The sequence below is a fragment of the Pseudoduganella sp. UC29_71 genome (assembly GCF_042693265.1).
Classification (GTDB): domain Bacteria; phylum Pseudomonadota; class Gammaproteobacteria; order Burkholderiales; family Burkholderiaceae_D; genus Rugamonas.
This window is the reverse complement of record NZ_CP170549.1, coordinates 5,064,356-5,083,025: the sequence shown is the minus strand read 5'-3', so window position 1 is coordinate 5,083,025 and position 18,670 is coordinate 5,064,356. Positions and strand designations below refer to the sequence as shown.

The following is an 18,670-nucleotide window of genomic DNA, read 5'->3' as shown; positions in this document are numbered from 1 at the left end:
CCCTGCGTGAAGTCTTTACAAGAAAACCGCTTCCTGTATTTCGCAACTGGCGTTTCCCTGCTGGCGCACGGCGTATTGTTGGCCGTTACCTTCGTCGCCCCTAAGAACTTCAAGATTGAGCCCACCGATCCCGGCCTGGAAGTCATCCTCGTCAACGCCAAGCACGACAAGGCTCCGCTGAAGGCCGACGCCCTGGCGCAGGCCAACCTGGACGGCGGCGGGACTGCCAATGCCGGCCGCGCCAAGTCGCCGCTGCCGGATATGCGCAAGAATGAAACCGGCGACAGCGTGAAAGCCACCAAGCGCCGCATCGCCGAGCTGGAGGAAACCCAGCGCAACCTGCTTACCCAGGCCGCCAAGCAGAACCCGCTCACCGCCGCGCCGGTCACGGAAAAGGTCAAGCCCGACCCCATGCCTTCCGGCGCCGACCTGCTGGAAAGCAGCAAGGCCATCGCCCGCATGGCCGCCGAGATCACCCAGACCATCGACGACCAGAACAAGCGCCCCAAGAAAACCTTCATCACCCCCAGCACGCGCGAGGTGGGCTACGCCATGTATTACCAGCGCCTGCAGCGCAAGGTGGAGGAGGTGGGCACACTGAATTTCCCGCAGAAGAACGGCCGCAAGCTGTACGGCGAACTGGTGGTCTACATCCCCATCTTCCAGGACGGCGCCATCTACGAGAAGGAAGGCGGCGTGCGCGTGGAAAAGAGCTCCGGCAACGACGCGCTGGACGAGGCCGCGCTGCGCATCGTGCGCCGCTCCGCGCCGTTCGGCAAATTCCCGCCCAATATGCTGTCCAGCGAACGCGACGACCTGTGGGTCATCATCACCCGTTTCAAATTCACGCGCGAAGAAAAACTGGAATCCAACCTGACCGGATCGAATTAATACAATATGGATAAGTACTGCGTCTTCGGCAATCCCATCGCCCACAGCAAATCGCCCGACATCCACGCCGCCTATGCGCAGCAAACCGGCCAGCAGCTGACCTATGAAAAGCGCCTGGCGCCGCTGGACGGCTTTGCCGCCGCCGTGCGCGCCTTCGTGGCAGAGGGCGGCAAGGGCGCCAACGTGACCGTGCCCTTCAAGCTGGAAGCGCACAAGCTGTGCGGCGCGCTGACCATGCGCGCGCAGGCGGCGGGTGCCGTCAACACGCTGCTGTTCACCGACGACGGCACCATAGGCGACAACACCGACGGCGCCGGCCTGGTCAATGACATCGTTTCCAACGCGGGCGTGCCGGTCACTGGCAAGCGCGTGCTGCTGCTGGGCGCTGGCGGCGCCGCGCGCGGCGTGGTGCTGCCGCTGCTGGAGCATCACCCTGCGCAGCTGACCATCGCCAACCGCACGGTGGCCACCGCCGAAGCCCTGGTCGAGCAGTTCGCCGCGCTGTCCGGCGGCGCGGCCCTGTCCGCCTGCGGCTTCGACGCGCCGCGCGGCCAGTATGACATCGTCATCAACGCCACCTCCGCCAGCCTGAGCGCAGACCTGCCGCCGGTGCCGTCCGAGGTGTTCGGCCCCGGCACCCTGGCGCTGGACATGATGTACGGCAAGGAGCCGACGGTGTTCATGCAGTTCGCTGCAGATCACGGCGCGATCGTGCGCGACGGCTTGGGCATGCTGGTCGAGCAGGCTGCCGAAGCGTTCTTTGCCTGGCGCGGCGTGCGCCCCGAAACCAAGGAATTATTGGCTCAACTGCGTTCAAAATTATGACAAAAGCGCGCAAACCGGCTGCGGCACGCGGCAGATGGTGGTGGGTTAAGTGGCTCTTCATCGCCCCGGTGCTGCTGTTCATCGTGATCCAGCTGTATTTTCTGCTGCAGATCTGGTGGTGGGTCGGCCATAATCCGACCACCACCGCCTTCATGCGCGCCCAGCGCGCGGCGCTGCAGGAGGTGAATCCCAACGCCAATATCCAGCAGCAGTGGGTGCCGTACGCGCGCATCTCTGGCAACCTGAAACGGGCGATTATCGCGTCCGAAGACGCCAATTTCTCCGAACATGAGGGCGTGGACTGGGACGCGCTGCAAAAAGCCTACGAGAAGAACAACAAGAAAAAGAAGGTGGTCTCGGGCGGCTCCACCATTACCCAGCAGCTGGCCAAGAACCTGTTCCTGTCCGGCTCGCGCAGCTATCTGCGCAAGGGCCAGGAGCTGATCATCACTTATATGCTGGAAGCGCTGATGGACAAGGAACGCATTTTCGAGATCTACCTGAACGTGGTGGAATTCGGCAAAGGCATCTTCGGCGCCGAAGCGGCAGCCAAGCACTATTACGGCATCAGCGCGTCCAAGCTGGGCGCGGCCCAGGCCGCCAAGCTGGCGGTCATGCTGCCCAATCCGCGCTTCTACGACAAGCACCGCGACTCCAACTACCTGGCACGCCGCACCGGCGTTATTTTGAGACGCATGGGCTCGGCTGAGTTACCATAGAGCATCATTTTAATCAGGAGGCGGCATGCTTCGTCGGCAGCGCGGTATCAGTCTGATCTGGGTAGCGGTGCTGATGGCCGGCATGGCAGCGCTGGCCATGGCGGCCATTTTCTCCATGCGCTACGAGCGCAACCTGTTCGCCGAAGGGCTGGCCAGGCTGACCGGCAAGACGCCGCCGGCGGCCACGGTGCAGGGCGGTGGCGCCGCGGCCGCAGTGGCAGCCGCAGCACCGTCCGCCCCCGGCAACCAGCTGCGCCGCTGCGTCATCAACGGTAAAACCGTGTTTTCGGACACCGAATGCAGCGCCGCCAACGCCACCACTCAAAACGTTATCGTCCATGAAACAAAGGGCGTGGAAGCGCCCAAGGCGCCCAAGCCGGACCCGGCTGCCGCCGCCCCGCAGGACCTGCGCGCGAAAATGATCGAAAACGCGGCCCGCTGAGGCAAAAAACAGCACGCAAAGGTGGCCGAAAAAAGGCCATGCGGGTACACTTGCGCTGTTTCGTTCCCACCGCTGGCTGAGAGTGCCTATGATCAATGTCTTCGTCTTACAAAATGGCCGTCTCAACCAGGTTCCCATCGAATCCCGTGAAGACCTGGAAAAGCTCGAACCCGTCTGGGTCGACCTGACTGATCCGAACGACGACGAGCGTGCCTGGGTCAAAGCCATTTACGGTGTAACGCTGCCGGGCGAAGACGAAGTCAAAGACATTGAAGCCTCGGCCCGCTACTACGAAGCGGAAAACGGCGACCTGCACCTGCGCACCGACTTCCTGCTGGAAGAAGACGACGGCCCCTCGCGCATCGTCACCGTGGCCTTCATCCTGGCCAAGAAAATGCTGTTCTCGGTCCACACGGACGACCTGCCGGTGTTCCGGCTGGTGCGCATGCGCGCGCGTTCGCGTCCCGGCTCCATCGCCGACTACATGGATGTGCTGCTGGACCTGTACGCCACCGACGCCGAGTATTCGGCGGACGCGCTGGAAGGCATCTACCAGAACCTGGAAGAAGTGTCCGGCCGCGTGCTGCAGGAAGAATTCACCGACAAGGACGCGGCCGACGCGCTGAGCGCCATCGCCCACGAGGAAGACTTGAACGGCCGCATCCGCCGCAATATGATGGACACGCGCCGCGCGGTCAGTTTCCTGATGCGCGGCCGCCTGCTCAATTCCGAGCAGTTCGAGGAGGCGCGCCAGATTCTGCGCGACATCGAATCGCTGGACGGCCACACGTCTTTCCTGTTTGACAAGATCAACTTCCTGATGGATGCCACGGTCGGCTTCATCAACATTAACCAGAATAAGATCATCAAGATCTTCTCGGTGGCCAGCGTGGCCTTCCTGCCCCCGACCCTGATCGCCAGCGTCTACGGCATGAACTTCGACAACATCCCCGAACTGAAATGGGCGCTGGGCTACCCTTGGGCCTGGGGCTTGATGATCACCAGCGCGATTGCGCCCTTCCTGTACTTCCGCCACCGCGGCTGGCTGAAATAAGCCAGTCGTTTACCCCAGGCGCGGGCTGAAATCTAGCGACAGCGAACGGTGGTAGGGGATGTCCTGCCATTGCGCATGCAGCGCCTGGGCGCGCTGGTACAGGCTGGCGTGCACGTCGACGCCGGCCAGGTCGAATGCCGCATGGCCGCGCGCGGCGCAGGCGCTATTGGCCGCTTCCAGGAATGCGTCCAGGTCGAAACTGCCGCACCATAGCTGGGTTTGCAGCCCTTCCACTATCGCTTCCACTTGCGCCGCCTGCTCATGCACTGCCGGGTTGCTTGCGTCGTGCACGGTTTGCATCACGAATTGCGCATCCGCGCCCAGCGCCACTTGGCTCAGGAAACCGTGGCGCAGCGGCAGGGCGGATTCCACCACATAATGAATTAAGTCATGCGGCAATATGCCTTGGCGCGGCATCAGCGTATCGCTGGCGCTGCCATTATTGCGCACGAAACGGAGTACATCGTACTTGTCGCTACTGGAGCGTTTTTCTGCAATTAATTTCATCCCAGTAGTATGCCTTTTTCAACATTGTTGAATTCTATCCAACGGTCACAAAACCCTTTCGCGCAGCGCGTTGATAAGACGGTGCATGCCCTAGATCGCAGCGGCATTGCCTCAGCGCCAGCTCCAACATTATGGCGGCAATAAAACCAGATCGTTGTGCGTGAATCGTGGGCAATAATAGGCCGCGTAATAACTCGACGCGGCGCAGCGTTAAATGCGCATCAGCCCGGACGACTGGCGATTTCGAAAGAATATGCCGGATTTTGGCGTGATCAAGCCAGAAAATGGCGCGAAATGGACGAAAAAAAGCCGCCGCAGCCCCGGAAGGGCGTGCGGCGGCTGTCGGTGGCGCCGGATTACTTCAGTGTCGCGAATACCTTGCGTGCCGCTTCGATGGTTTCATCGATCACCGCGTCATCGTGCTGTGCCGATACAAAGCCCGCTTCAAACGCGGCCGGTGCAAAATAAACGCCTTCATCCAGCATCGCATGGAAGAAGGTATTAAATTTCGCTCGGTCGCCTGCCATCATTTCGGCGTAGTTATTCGGCGGCACTTCACTGAAATACAAACCGAACATGCCGCCTTCCGCATCGGCGCAGAAAGTCACGCCCGCTTCTTTTGCTGCCGCAGTTAATCCCGCCGCCAGGCGTTTTGCCGACGCTGCCAATTTATCGTAGAAACCAGGCTGCTGAATAATCTTTAGCGTCGTCATGCCGGCCGCCACGGCCACCGGATTACCCGATAATGTGCCCGCCTGATAAACCGCACCCAACGGCGCCATTTTACTCATCAATTCAGCGCTGCCGCCAAATGCCGCCACCGGCAAGCCACCGCCGATTACTTTACCCAGCGCGGTCAGATCCGGTTTAATGCCATACAATTCCTGCGCACCGCCCAGGCCCACGCGGAAACCGCACATCACTTCATCGAAAATCAGAATGGCGCCGTGCCTGGTACACAAATCGCGCAAGGCTTGCAGGAATGCCGGCGTCCCCTTGATCAGATTCATATTGCCCGCCACCGGCTCCACAATAACGCAGGCGATTTCAGAACCGAAATTGGCGAAGGCCTCGGTAATCTGCTCCACATTGTTATAGTCCAGCACCAGCGTGTGCTTGACGAAATCTTCCGGCACGCCGGCTGAGGTCGGATTGCCGAAAGTCAGCAAGCCGCTGCCGGCTTTCACCAGCAGGGAGTCGGCGTGGCCGTGATAGCAGCCTTCGAACTTGATAATCTTGTCGCGGCCGGTGGCGCCGCGCGCCAAGCGCAGCGCGCTCATGGTCGCCTCGGTGCCGGAGGACACCAGGCGCACCTGCTCGATGGACGGCACCAGGCGGCAGATTTCCTCCGCCATCTCGATTTCCGCCTCGGTCGGCGCGCCGAACGACAGGCCGCGCGTGGCCGCTTCCTGCACCGCCTTCACCACCTCCGGGTGCGCGTGGCCGACGATGGCCGGGCCCCATGAACCGATGTAATCTATATAACGCTTGCCGTCCGCATCCCAGAAGTACGGGCCTTCGGCGCGGGTGATGAAGCGCGGCGTGCCGCCCACCGAGCGGAAGGCGCGCACCGGCGAGTTCACGCCGCCGGGCGTGGTTTTCTGGGCGCGCGCGAACAGCGTGTCGTTTTTCGATTCAGTCATGATGCCTCTTTGTTATCAGGTTGGAGTTACCCGGAAAGTCCGGTTGGGCACCAGCTTGCCCATGCCGTAGCGTTGGGCATGGGCCAGCGCGCCCAGGGTGTAGTCCTGCGCCAGTTCCACGGCGGTCGGCGTGTCCGCGCCGCGCGCCAGGTAGGCGGCAATGGCGGCCGACAGCGTGCCGCCCGCGCCCAGGAAGGGGCCGGGCAGGTGCTGCCAGGCGTCGTGCCGCACAACGCCGTCGGCGCCGTACAGCGTGTTGGCGCGCACCGCGTCGCCATGGCCGGCGCCGGCCGGGGTGCCGGTCACCAGCACAAATTCGCATCCCAGTTCGATCAGGTAGCGCACGTCGTCCTCGATCGGCGCGTCGATGTCGCGCCAGGTCTCGGCCAAACGGCCCAGCTCCACCTGCGACAGCATCAGCACCGACGTTTGCGGCACCAGCAGCTGGCGCACGATGGTGAGCAGCTCGTCGGCGTCCTCGCCCGCTTCGGGCAGGCGCGAACTGAACGGATCGAGCACCAGCGGCGCGTCCGGATAATCGGACACGATCTCGGCGATGGCCGAGGCGTGCTCCATGTTTTGCAGCGCGCCGATCTTGAAGGCCGACACCTGGGCGTCCTCCAGCAGCACGCGGGCCTGGTCCGACACCCAGTCCGGATCGGTTTCCTGCAGGTCCTCTATGCGGGCGCTGTCGCCGATCAGCAACGCGGTGGTGACGGCCAAGCCCTGGCAGGCCAGGGCGGAAAACACGGCCAGGTCGGCGGTGACGCCGGCGGCGCCCACCGGGTCGACGGCGCCAAAGGTCAGGATAAGGGGAGAAGTTTGGTTTTGCACGGCTGGTAGATTAAGATACCTGATTCGGCATTTTACTTGATAGAAGGTGACACAACGTGAGTAGCAATGATACAACGCAGGTATATCAAACCTGGATGTGCCTGATCTGCGGCTGGATCTACGACGAGGAAGCCGGCTTGCCGGAAGAGGGCATCGCACCGGGCACGCGCTGGGCCGATGTGCCGATCAACTGGACCTGCCCGGAATGCGGCGCCCGCAAGGACGATTTTGAAATGGTGGCGATTTAAGCTATCGTGTCGGTACATCCCGGTGAATAGAATATGACGACTACGCCGCAAGCGACAGGTTTGAAGATCATGGTGATCGACGATAGCAGCACCATTCGCCGGTCGGCCGAGATATTCCTGAGCCAGGCGGGTTACCAGGTGGTGCTGGCCGAAGACGGCTTCGAGGCCCTGGCCAAGATCAACGACCACCACCCCGCGCTCATTTTCTGCGACATCCTGATGCCGCGCCTGGATGGCTACCAGACCTGCGCCCTGATCAAAAAGAGCGCCAAATTCCACGCCACGCCGGTCCTGATGCTGTCCTCCAAGGACGGCCTGTTCGACCGCGCGCGCGGCACCATGGTCGGCTCGGCCGCCTACCTGACCAAACCATTTACCAAAGACAGCCTGCTGGCGGCCGTGCGCGAGCATACCGCAGGCGCGGCGGGGGTCTGAGTATCGTACGCATAGCGAGGGCATCATGGCCATACAAAGAATACTGATCGTCGACGATTCGCCGACCGAGCGCTACTACCTGACCGACATCCTGGTCAAGAACGGCTTTTCCGTCTCCACCGCCGAAAACGGCGAGGAGGCGCTGGTGAAAATCAAGGCCGACAAGCCCCAGCTCATCCTGATGGACGTGGTGATGCCCGGCGCGAACGGCTTCCAGGTCACGCGCTCGATCGCCCGCGACCCGGACCTGCAGGACGTGCCGGTGATTATCTGCTCCAGCAAGAACCAGGAAACGGACCGCATCTGGGGCTTGCGCCAGGGCGCCAAGGACTACCTGGTCAAGCCGGTGGATGCGGCCGAGCTGCTGGCCAAGATCGCCGCCCTTGGCGGCTAAGCGATGAGCAGCGCCGAGCCAGCACTGCCCGCCCCAACCGGCGCCGAGCGCCGCAGCCGTCTGCGCCGCTATCAGGCGCAGCTGCTCGAGCGCATGCATGACGCGCAAAGCGGCATTGCCGCCGCCGGGCGCGAGCTGGGCGTGCAGTTCGGCGCCAGCCGCTGCCTGCTCGACCTGACCCAGATCGGCGAAATCGTGCCCTGGCAGCCGGTCAGCCCCGTGCCGCTGGCGCGCGACTGGTACCTCGGCCTGGCCAACATCCGCGGCCAGCTCACCGGCGTGATCGATTTCGCCAGGTATCTCGACTACGAGGCCACTCCTCCCGCGGCGGACAGCCGCATCATCACATTGGCGCCCGGCCTGGGCTTGAACTGCGCGCTGCTCGGCGCGCGGGTGCTTGGCCTGCGCAAGCATGACGACATGACGCCAGCGCCGCTGGCGGACGACGTTCCATCCTGGTGCGTGCAGCAGTTCCTGGACCAGGAGGGGCAGCTGTGGTCGCGGCTGGACCTGGCCCTGCTGGTGCAGGAAGAAAGGTTCCTGCAAGTCGGTCTGTAATATTTTTGCAAATGAGGGACGGTGTAATGGGATTCATGAAGAATTTGTTCGCACGCTCCAAACAGGACGCTCTCCAGGAAGCGGCCCCTGATTCGGAATTTGCCGGCTACGGCCCTGCCGCTACCGCTGCCGCTACCGCTGCTGCTACCGCTACCGCCGCGGCCGAAGCCGGAGCTGCCGCGTCGCCCGCTGCGGCTTTCCCTGCCGCAGCCGCCGTCCCTGCCGCGCCGCCGTCCGACGCCGCCGCCTTATCCGGCGCCGGCGAAGACAGCGCGCCCCTGCGCCTGCGCGACGCGCTGCGCCGCCGTGGCACCGGCGCAGCCGCCGACAGCGGTCCCGGCATCAAGCTGCCGCTGATCGGCCACCTGCCCGCGCAGCGCCAGCTCAGCATCCTGTCCACCGCGCTGGCCGCCTGCCTGTTGCTGAGCGCCGGCGCGGTCGGCCTGAACATCCGCAACAGCAGCGTCACCTCGGCCCAGACCCAGATTGCAGCGGATGCGCTGATGCACTCGCAGCGCGTCGGCAAGGCCGCGCCCAACGCGGTGCAGGGCAATCCCGAAGCGTTCCGCCAGCTCGAGGACAGCCGCAAGGAACTGAACCAGGACTTCAAGCTGATGCAGGCCGGCGGCGTCTACCAGGGCCGCAGCATCGGCTCGCCCAACGCCGCCATGGCCAGCGCCGTGGCTGCGGCGCGCAAAGTGTGGGACACCTCCGAGCGGTCGGCCGACACCATCCTGCGCCTGAAGCCAGAGCTGACCGGCCTGGAAAAGACGCTGCGCCAGCTGGACCGCCTGTCGCCCGACCTGCTGGAGCAGACCGAAGCCATCGCCGCGCTCAAGCTGCTGCGCGGCGGCACGCCGCGCGAGATGGCCGCCCTCGGCAAGCTCACCATGCTCACGCAGCGCATGAACCGCAGCGTCAGCGAATTCATCACCGCCGGCGGCATCAGCGCGCAAACCGCGTTCCAGCTGGGGCGCGACATCACCGTGTTCCGCAACACCGTGGACGGCTTCCTGAACGGCAGCGAAACGCTGGCGCTGACGGCCACCCGCGACGCCGAGCTGCGCACCCTGTTCACCGAACTGAAAACGCCGTTCGAAACCTACCAGCAGCTGGTCGGCTCTGTGCTCGACAAGCTCGATAAATTCACCGCCGCCAAGGTGGCCGAACAAAAAATCTTCAGCGAAAACGAGGCGCTGCGCGAACGCCTGGGCGCGGTGCTGACCGAATACCGCAACCAGCAGGATTCGCTGACCCTGAGCTTCTGGCTGATGGTGGCCGCCGGCCTGCTCACGCTGCTCACCGCCGCCGCCATCGGCCGGGTGCTGCTGCAGGACTCCAACAACCGCACCCGCGGCGCGGACCGCCGCCGTCAGGAAGCGGAAGCCATGCGCCTGCAGGCGCAGCGCAAGGAGGAGGAAGCCAAGGCCATGAACGACCAGAACCAGGCCGCGATTCTGCGCCTGATGAACGAACTGCAGGAGGTGGCCGACGGCGACTTGACGGTGCAGGCCACGGTGTCCGAGGACATCACCGGCGCCATCGCCGACTCGGTCAACTACACGGTGGAGGAGCTGCGCGGCCTGGTCGGCCGCGTCACCACCACCGCCGAGCAGGTCACGTCCGCGTCCAGCCACGCGCAGAACATCTCCAGCGACTTGCTGCTGGCGTCGCAGCAGCAGTCGCGCGAAATCCAGGACGCCAGCGCCACCGTGGTGAAGATGGCCAACGAGATTACCGAGGTATCGAAGTCCGCCTCCGAGTCGGCCGACGTGGCGCGCCAGTCGGTGGCGGCGGCGCGCCAGGGTTCGACGGCGGTGGAAAACGCCATCAAGGGCATGCACGAGATCCGCGAGCAGATCCAGGAAACTTCCAAGCGCATCAAGCGCCTGGGCGAATCGTCGCAGGAGATTGGCGAGATCACCGAGCTGATTTCCGACATTACCGAGCAGACCAACGTGCTGGCGCTGAACGCCGCCATCCAGGCCGCATCGGCCGGCGAGGCGGGGCGCGGCTTCTCGGTGGTGGCGGAAGAGGTGCAGCGCCTGGCCGAACGCTCCGGCGAGGCGGCCAAGCAGATCGGCGCGCTGGTGCGCACCATTCAGACCGACACCCACGACGCGGTGGCGGCAATGGAAAAGTCCACCCAGGGCGTGGTAGAGGGCGCGCGCCTGTCCGACGCGGCCGGCGCGGCGCTGTCGGACATCTCGCAGGTGTCGAACCGCCTGGCGGAGCTGATCCAGGGCATTTCCTACGCCACCGGCATGCAGGCGACATCGGCCAGCGGAGTGGCGCAGAATATCCAGCATATCCTGGAGGTGACCGAGCAGGCGCAGGACGGCACCCAGCAAACCGCGCAGTCGATCCATAAGCTGTCCGTGCTGGCGCAGGAGCTGAAAAACTCGGTTTCGCGCTTCCGCATCTCGGCATCCTGATTACTTTGAAAGACCCAGCATGACCCATCCCGATTTTCCGACCGCAGCGCGATTCGACACTGGCCCCCTGTCCTGGGTGATGGTGGAAATCCGCGAGGCGCTGGTCCGCTCGAAAACCGCCTTGTTCGAGGCGGGCGGGCGGGCTCCGGAAGACCAGGCCACGGCGCTGCAGCACGCGCGCACCCATTTGCACCAGGCGCACGGCGCGCTGCAGATGGTGGACGTGGACGGAGTGGAAGTCATGACGCAAGGCGCCGAGGAGGCGCTGGAGCGCTTCAAGTCCGGCGCCCTGAAGTGCAGCCCGGACAACGCGCAAACCGTGGCCAATCTGTACCAGGCCGTTACCGAATACCTGGAAGAGCTGCTGGCCGGCGCGCCGTTCCAGCCCGTGCGGCTGTTCCCGTACTACCGCGCGCTGCAGGAAATGCTGGGCGCCGAGCGCATCCACCCAGCTGACCTGTTCTTTCCCGATCTGTCGCTGCAGGCTCGCATGCCCGCCCCGGCGGATGCGGCCGCGCCTGACTATCCGGCCTGCCGCCAGCGCTTCGAGCGCGCTTTGCTGCCGTATTTGAAAAGCACCGACCCCGCAGCCCAGCAAACCCACGCGGCGGCCCTGCGCGACGCGGTGGCGCAAGTGGCGGACGCGCAGCAGGACTCGAAGGCGCGCACCTTCTGGCTGGCGCTGCAGGCCTTCGCCGAGCTGGTGGCGGCGGGCCATCTGGAAGGCGGCCTGTATGTCAAGCAGCTGTTCGGCCTGATCAACCTGCAGATGCGCCGCCTCACGCAGGGCAACACGGCGCTGCCGGACGGCATGCTGCGCGAAGCGCTGTTCTTCATCGCCACCGTGCTGGCCGGCCCGCACGCGGACGAAGTGTCGCCGCTGGTGCTGCACCTGGCCAGCGTGTTCGGCCTGGAAGGCGCGGTGCCGAAGGATTACGAGGCGCGCCGCTACGGGCAGATCGACGCCGACGTGCTGGCCCGCGCGCGCGAGGCCCTGGCGGACGCCAAATCGGCCTGGCAGCACTTGTCGGAAGCGGTGATCGACCCGGCGCTGGATGCCGCCTTTGGTCAGGCACTGGCCACGGTGGCCGTCACCAGCGACAAGCTGGGCATGTCCGCGCTGGCCACGCTGATGCGGCAACTGGCCGAAGTGGCCAACGCCGCCATCACGGCCGGCCGCAGCGAGGCGCTGGCGATGGAAATGACGACGGCACTGCTGTTCGCCGAACATGGGCTGGAACACATCCGCCATTTGCCGGACGACTTCTCGGCCCACGCCGACACTATCGCCGAGCGCCTGAAAGCCTTGCTGGCAGGCGGCGAGGCGCCCGACCCGGCGCAGTGGCAGGGCGGCATCGCGCAGCAGATGCAGCAGGACGACACTGTGGTGGCGCTGGCGCTGGAAATGAAGACCGGCCTGCGCCAGGTTGAAAAGGTGCTGGACGAGTACTACAGCGACCCGTCGCAGCGCGCGCCGCTGCAGGAACTGGACAGCGTGCTGCACCAGTTGCAAGGCGCGCTGGCCATCCTGGACCAGGATGACGCCATGCGCGCCGCGCTGCACGTGAAAGCCGAAGTACGCAAGCTGGCTTCCGGCCTGGGCGACGCGTCGCAGGAATCGAAGCTGCTGGACGAGATCGCGCAAAACGTCGGCGCGCTGGGCTTCTTTGTCGACATGCTGGCGCAGAACGCCGCCGGCGCGCGCGAGCGGTTCGCGTTCGACGCGGAGCAGGGCGCCTTCAGGTCCGTGCCGTTCAAAAAGCTGGCCGCTGTTGGCCCGGTCCCGGTACCGGTGCTGGAAGAAAAAGTATCGCCCACCACTTCGCCCACGCCCGCGCCGCTGCCCGAGCCGGCGCTGCAATCGAGCGACGCGGCGGTTGAAGCGGAGCTGCTGGAGATCTTCATTACCGAAGCGCAGGAAGTGCTGGAGTTCGTGCGCGGCACGCTGGCCAAGCCGCGCGCCGAAGCCGGCAGCGCCGAGAACCTCGCCATGCTGCGGCGGTCCTTCCACACGCTGAAGGGCAGCGGCCGCATGGTCGGCCTGAACCAGTTCGCCGACGCCGCCGCCGGCGTCGAGCGCACCATGAACGTCTGGCTGGCCGAAGAGCGTTCCGCCACCGAGGCGCTGTTCGGATTGCTCGAATATGCCGAGCGCGAAATGACCGCGTGGGTCGCCGAACTGGTCGCGCAAGGCATCTCGCCCCGCAACGCCGACGCACTCACCGCCGCCGCCGCCCGCGTCCAGGAAGGCGCCCCCTTCGAGCCGCCCGCCGCCGCCGCCGCCTCCGCAGAAGCCGCTGCCGCAACGCCTACCGTCGCAGACGCCTCAGCCGACGCTGCTGCCGCCACGCCACCCGTCGCCGACGCCTCGGCCGACGCTGCCGCCGCCACGACACCGCTCGCCGACGCCTCCGCCGACGCCGCTGCCCATGCCGGCACCCCGGCTGCTGGCGCCGACACGCTTGCCGCCAACGAACCGCCATCCGCCGCGCCGGCCAGCGAATCCGGCGCAGCCACAGACGCCATCCCTAAAGACGCCTTCGCAACCGCGCCGCCGCCCGAACCCGTCCGCGAGTCCCCGCCAAGCACCGGCAACGTCATCGAATTCCCGACCACCGCCGTCCCCCTGGTCCCGCCGGAAGAAGACAACGTCAAGCACATCGGCGCCCTGAGCATCCCCCTGCCGCTGTACAACATCTACCTGGCCGAAACCGACGAACTGGTACGCCTGCTGGCGCGCGACTTCGGCGAATGGCGCCACGAAGCGCGCCGTCCGGTCACTCCCGAAGCGCTGCAAGCCGCCCACACCCTGACCGGCACCTCCGGCACGGTAGGCTTCAAAGCCCTGCGCGACCTCGCCCACTCGCTCGAGCAGACCCTGGACGGCCTGCAAGCCCCCGCACCGCAGCTCGACCACGCCCAGCACGACCTGCTGGACTTCGCCGTCGAACGCATCCGCCAGATGCTGCAAAGCTTTGCGCTGGGTGAAGTCGCCCCCGACCAGCCCGAGCTGATCAGCGCCCTGCACAAGCTGCGCGACGAACTGTCCGTCCCAGCCGGCGCCAGCCCAGACCTGGACGACCGCCTCGACACGCTCTTCGCCGTCGCAGGCGAGCCCGCTGCCGAAACCTCAGCCGCGCAAGCGGATGCCGCAGGCACGCAGCCCGCGCCGGCCGACGCCATCGTTGGCGCCCAGGCCGGCGGCCCCGCCGCCAAGCTGGACGCGCTGTTTGCAGCCGCCTACGAAAGCCTGATCGCCAATCCGCCGCCCGCATCCGACTTCGCCAGCCTCCCGCAGGCCGACAGCCCTGCGGCGCCCAAGATCTCCGGCGAAGCGGCGCGCGACGACTTCGACGACCTGTTCGACTCCGCCTTCGACGACGCCTTCGCCGCGCCCCTGTCGCAAATCACTGCGCCAAGCGAAGCCGACGCGCAAGCCGACGCCGAACTGCTCGCCTTCGCGGCGCCCGAGCCTATGCTGACGCTCGTCCCGTCGCCCGAAGCCGCGCCCGAGTCCACGCCAGAGCCAGCGCAAGCGCCAGCGCCCGAGCCCGAGCCCGAGCCCGAGCCCGAGCCTGTATCCGAACCCGAACCCGCGCCCGAGCCAATGCCCGAGCCCGAAGCGGCGCCCGAGCCGCAGGCGCCACAGAAGGACGCGGAGCCCGACGTCATCGTCATCCCGCTGCCGGAAGCTCCCGCCGAACTGTCCGCCGCGCTGCCAGGCAGCTACCACGACGAACTGGACGCCGACCTGCTGCCCGTGTTCCTGGAAGAGGGCGCCGACCTGCTGCCGCAAGTCGGCCAGTCGCTGCGCACCTGGCAGCGCAACCCATCCGACTTCAGCCACGCCCACATGCTGCAGCGCGTGCTGCACACCGTGAAAGGCAGCGCTCGTATGGCCGGCGCCATGCGTCTCGGCCAGCACGCCCATGAAATCGAAACGCACATCGAAAACATGGTGCATGCCCACAGCGCTTCGCCGCAAGCGTTCGAAGAACTGCTGGCTCACTACGACCACGCCCTGGTCCTTTTCGAACAACTCCAGCACCCTGCGGTGCTGACCGCTGCCACCGGCACTGGCCCCGCTGACGCAGACGCCGGCGTTGGCGGCGCAACCCCAGCGGCAGGCACCACTGCCGACGCAGCCGAGGCCCCCGCCCCGACCGCCGGATTCGAAGCCGCCGGTGCCGCCGCAGCCGCGACCACCGCTACCACCACAACTGCCGCAGCCGCCGCAGCCGCAACTGGGGCCGCAGGCGCTGCCGCCCCGCGTCCCGCTCCGGCTGACGACAGCGACGCCGCCGCCCGCTCCCCACTGGTGCGCGTGCGCGCCGACATCCTGGACCGCCTGGTCAACCAGGCCGGCGAAGTCTCGATCTCCCGCTCGCGCCTGGAAAACGAAGTCGGCTCCCTGCGCACCTCGCTGGCCGACTTCTCCGACAACCTCACCCGCCTGCGCCGCCAGTTGCGCGAGATCGAGATGCAAGCCGAATCGCAGATCGCCTCCCGCATGGCCATCTCCAGCGACCGCGAATTCGACCCGCTCGAATTCGACCGCTTCACGCGCCTGCAGGAACTGACCCGCATGATGGCCGAAAGCGTCAACGACGTGGCCTCCTTCCATGAAAGCCTGAGCCGCAGCGTGGACACCGCCAGCGGCGACCTGGCCCAGCAAGCACGCATGACGCGCGACCTGCAGCGCGACCTGATGCGCGTGCGCATGGTGCCCTTCGCCAGCATCGCCGAACGCCTGTTCCGCGTGGCCCGCCTGAGCGCCAAGGAAATGGACAAGCGCGTCAACCTGGACATCCGCGGCGGCGCCGTTGAAATCGACCGCAGCGTGCTGGAACGCATGGCCGCTCCGTTCGAACACCTGCTGCGCAACGCCATCGTGCACGGCGTGGAAAGCCGCGCCCAGCGCAGCGCCGCCGGCAAGGACGAAACCGGCGAACTGCTGGTGCAGGTCAGCCAGCAGGGCAATGAAGTGGTGCTCGAATTCAGCGACGACGGCGCCGGCCTGGACCTGGAACGCATCCGCGAGAAAGCCCGCCGCATCGGCCTGCTGCACGAAGGCGAAGAACTGAGCGACGCCGACACCGCCGACCTGATCTTCGAACCCGGCTTCTCCACCGCCGACTCGCTGACCGAACTGGCCGGCCGCGGCGTGGGCATGGACATCGTGCGCTCGGAAGCGCAGGCCTTGGGCGGCCGCGTCGATACCGCCACCGAAAGCGGCAAGGGGGCGCGCTTCACCATTCACCTGCCGCTTACGCTGGCCGTGACGCAAGTGGTGCTGCTGGCTGCGGGCGGGCGCACTTACGCGCTTCCGTCAACCCTGGTCGAACAGGTGCTGCAGATGAAAGAAACCGCGCTGCGTGACGCGCGCAGCATGGGGCACGTGGCGCTGCAGGGCCAGCAATCGCCGCTGCACTACCTGCCGGCCATGCTCGGCTTGGCCAACTCCCAGCCGCCTGCGCAGCGCTCCGCGCCGGTGCTGATGCTCCGCAGCGGCAATGAACGCCTGGCGCTGCAGGTGGACGAGGTGGTGGGCAACCGCGAGGTGGTGGTCAAGAACATTGGCCAGCAGCTGGCGCGCATGCCCGGCATTTCGGGCGCCACGGTGCTGGGCTCTGGCGAGATCGTGCTGATACTGAATCCGGTGGCGCTGGCGCAGCACCTGGCCAACCGGCCGGACCTGGTGGGCCGCCGGGAGGGCGCCGCCGGTGCCGCAGAGGTCCCAGCCCCGGCGGCGCAGCCGGCGCTGGCCACGCTGGGCAGCACCATCATGGTGGTGGACGATTCGCTCACCGTGCGCCGCGTGTCGCAGCGCCTGCTGGAGCGCGAGGGCTACCGCGTGGTGCTGGCCAAGGACGGCCAGGACGCGCTGGAGCAGATCCAGGAAGCACGCCCCGACCTGATGCTGGTCGATATCGAGATGCCGCGCATGGACGGCTTCGACCTGACCCGCAACGTGCGCGGCGACGAGCGCACCAGGGATATCCCCATCATCATGATCACCTCGCGCAGCGCGGACAAGCACCGCAATTACGCCATGCAGCTGGGGGTGAATGCTTACTTCGGCAAGCCGTTCCAGGAGCCGGTGCTGCTGGGGGCGATTGAGGGGCTGCTGGCGGATCAGCGGCGGGTTACGCTGCGCTAACCCGCCCTACATCCTGGTCCCGGCGTTTCGTCCGTAGGGCGGGTTAGGCGGAGCCGTAACCCGCCATCAGCCGGCCTTGACCACGGCATAGCGCTCCAGGGTGCGCTTGCGCGCCTCGTCATGCATCACCAGCGGCTCGGGATAGTTATCGCCGAGCCGCACGCCTTTCTCGGCCAGCAGCATGCGCGGCACCAGCCATGGCGCGTGGATCTCCTTGCCATCCAGCGCCGCCAGCTGCGGCAGGTAGCGCTTGATGAACTTTCCCTCGCCGTCGAATTTCTGCGACTGCGTCACCGGATTGAAGATGCGGAAGTGGGGCTGCGCATCGCAGCCCGACGACGCGGCCCACTGCCAGCCGCCGTTATTGGCCGACAAGTCGAAATCGTTCAGATGCCGCGCAAAGTATGCCTCGCCCCGGCGCCAGTCTATGCCCAGGTCCTTGATCAGGAAGCACGCCGTCACCATGCGCAGGCGGTTGTGCATATAGCCGGTGCGGTTCAGCTGCAGCATGGCCGCGTCCACCAGCGGATAGCCGGTGCGGCCCTCGCACCAGGCCTCGAACAGCGCGTCCGCCTCCGGCCCCGTTTCCCATTCAATGGCGTCGTACGCCGGCTTGAACGACGCGCCCGCCACGTGCGGATGATGGTACAGAGTCATCATGTAGAACTCGCGCCAGATCAGCTCCGACAGCCACACCGAGCCGCCTTCTCCGGCCAGCCCGCGCGCCGACAGTTCGGATACCGTGCGCACCATGTGCCGGATCGACACCGTGCCGAAGCGCAGGTGCAGCGACAGGTAGGACGGCCCCTTCACGGCCGGATAATCGCGCGCCGTGCCGTAGTCGGCCACCCGCGTCAGGAAATCCTCGAACAGCTGCGCGCCGCCGCTCATCCCGGCCGGAATCTTCAGCTCCGGCAAATTGGTGCGCTCGAAGCCCAGCTCTGCGAGCGAGGGCAGCGCTGGCGCGCCGGGCGAGGGCGGCGCCAGGCGCGCCGCCAGCGGCTCCACCGGCAGCGCCGCCACGCACTCCGGCTCGGCCAGCATCTTCTTTAGCCAGGCGTTCTTGTACGGCGTGAACACCGAAAACGGCGTGCCCGACTGCGACAGCACTTCGCTCTTCTCGAACACCACCTGGTCCTTGAAGGTGAAAAAGGGCCTTGCGTCCGCCGCCAGCGCCTTCGCCACGGCGTCGTCGCGGGCGATGGCGTCCGGCTCGTAGTCGTGGCTGGCGAATACCGCGTCCACGCCCAGCTCCGCCGCCAGGCGCGGAATTTCCTGCTCGGCCGCAGCGTGGCGCACAATCAGCTGTCCGCCCAGCTGTTGCAATTCGGCCGCCAGCTCCGCCACGCAGGCGTGGATGAACTCCACCCGGCGGTCCGCGCGCGGCAGGCCCTCCAGGATGGTCTTGTCAAAAATGAAAGCGCAATGCACGCGCGCGCTGCGCTGCAAGGCATGGTGCAGGGCGGCGTGGTCGAAGGCGCGCAGATCGCGCCGGAACCACACCAGGGAAGTACGCAAGGTCATG

Annotated in this window: 15 protein-coding genes; 11 read left to right on the top strand and 4 right to left on the bottom strand. The window is 66.0% G+C overall.

Going from position 1 to position 18,670, the window contains the following annotated elements; translation table 11 throughout:
- Positions 1-6: 6 nt before the first annotated feature.
- From ACFJI2_RS22520 to corA, 5 genes are all read left to right on the top strand, one after another.
- Positions 7-891 carry a TonB family protein gene (locus tag ACFJI2_RS22520; RefSeq protein ID WP_377701986.1) on the top strand — a complete coding sequence of 295 codons (885 nt, stop codon included), beginning with the start codon at positions 7-9 and terminating at the stop codon, positions 889-891.
- Positions 892-897: 6 nt separating this feature from the next.
- A complete protein-coding gene (gene aroE / locus ACFJI2_RS22515; RefSeq protein WP_377701985.1) occupies positions 898-1,716 on the top strand; it encodes a shikimate dehydrogenase in 819 nt (272 codons plus the stop codon).
- Positions 1,713-2,435, top strand: a complete 723-nt coding sequence (gene mtgA, locus ACFJI2_RS22510) for a monofunctional biosynthetic peptidoglycan transglycosylase (protein WP_377701984.1) — start codon at positions 1,713-1,715, stop codon at positions 2,433-2,435. Before aroE ends, mtgA begins: the two co-directional genes overlap by 4 nt.
- A gap of 25 nt (positions 2,436-2,460) precedes the next feature.
- On the top strand, positions 2,461-2,877 hold the full coding sequence (locus ACFJI2_RS22505; protein WP_377701983.1) for a DUF4124 domain-containing protein: 417 nt from the start codon (positions 2,461-2,463) through the stop codon (positions 2,875-2,877).
- Positions 2,878-2,965: 88 nt separating this feature from the next.
- Entirely contained in the window at positions 2,966-3,931 is a 966-nt protein-coding gene (gene corA, locus ACFJI2_RS22500) for a magnesium/cobalt transporter CorA (protein ID WP_056393003.1), read from the top strand.
- Between the two features lie 9 nt (positions 3,932-3,940).
- Here corA and ACFJI2_RS22495 read toward each other — a convergent pair whose 3' ends face one another.
- The 3 genes from ACFJI2_RS22495 to ACFJI2_RS22485 all read right to left on the bottom strand — a co-directional run bounded on the left by ACFJI2_RS22495 (position 3,941) and on the right by ACFJI2_RS22485 (position 6,915).
- Positions 3,941-4,438, bottom strand: coding sequence for a hypothetical protein (locus ACFJI2_RS22495; protein WP_377701982.1), 498 nt, complete (start codon positions 4,436-4,438; stop codon positions 3,941-3,943).
- Between the two features lie 356 nt (positions 4,439-4,794).
- Positions 4,795-6,081, bottom strand: a complete 1,287-nt coding sequence (hemL, locus tag ACFJI2_RS22490; RefSeq protein ID WP_377701981.1) for a glutamate-1-semialdehyde 2,1-aminomutase — start codon at positions 6,079-6,081, stop codon at positions 4,795-4,797.
- A gap of 15 nt (positions 6,082-6,096) precedes the next feature.
- Positions 6,097-6,915 (bottom strand): hydroxymethylpyrimidine/phosphomethylpyrimidine kinase, encoded by an 819-nt coding sequence (locus ACFJI2_RS22485; RefSeq protein WP_377701980.1) that lies wholly within the window; start codon positions 6,913-6,915, stop codon positions 6,097-6,099.
- Between the two features lie 95 nt (positions 6,916-7,010).
- On the opposite strand from ACFJI2_RS22485, the gene ACFJI2_RS22480 reads away from it, so the two are divergent.
- From ACFJI2_RS22480 to ACFJI2_RS22455, 6 genes are read left to right on the top strand one after another with little or no spacing between them, the layout of a single operon-like run.
- Entirely contained in the window at positions 7,011-7,163 is a 153-nt protein-coding gene (locus ACFJI2_RS22480) for a rubredoxin (RefSeq protein WP_057153170.1), read from the top strand.
- Between the two features lie 33 nt (positions 7,164-7,196).
- A complete protein-coding gene (locus tag ACFJI2_RS22475; RefSeq protein ID WP_057153667.1) occupies positions 7,197-7,598 on the top strand; it encodes a PleD family two-component system response regulator in 402 nt (133 codons plus the stop codon).
- A 25-nt stretch (positions 7,599-7,623) separates the two neighbouring features.
- The gene (locus ACFJI2_RS22470) at positions 7,624-7,992 is read left to right on the top strand and encodes a response regulator transcription factor (RefSeq protein ID WP_056393017.1); all 369 of its coding nucleotides are present in this window, start codon (positions 7,624-7,626) and stop codon (positions 7,990-7,992) included.
- Positions 7,993-7,995: 3 nt separating this feature from the next.
- Positions 7,996-8,550, top strand: a complete 555-nt coding sequence (locus tag ACFJI2_RS22465; protein WP_377701979.1) for a chemotaxis protein CheW — start codon at positions 7,996-7,998, stop codon at positions 8,548-8,550.
- Positions 8,551-8,576: 26 nt separating this feature from the next.
- Positions 8,577-10,985 (top strand): methyl-accepting chemotaxis protein, encoded by a 2,409-nt coding sequence (locus tag ACFJI2_RS22460; protein WP_377701978.1) that lies wholly within the window; start codon positions 8,577-8,579, stop codon positions 10,983-10,985.
- 19 nt (positions 10,986-11,004) lie between these two features.
- Entirely contained in the window at positions 11,005-17,145 is a 6,141-nt protein-coding gene (locus ACFJI2_RS22455) for an Hpt domain-containing protein (RefSeq protein WP_377701977.1), read from the top strand.
- A gap of 66 nt (positions 17,146-17,211) precedes the next feature.
- On the opposite strand, the gene ACFJI2_RS22450 is transcribed toward ACFJI2_RS22455, so the two are convergent.
- Positions 17,212-18,669: a cryptochrome/photolyase family protein gene (locus tag ACFJI2_RS22450; protein WP_377701976.1), complete on the bottom strand. Its 1,458-nt coding sequence runs from the start codon at positions 18,667-18,669 to the stop codon at positions 17,212-17,214.
- Position 18,670: the final 1 nt, after the last annotated feature.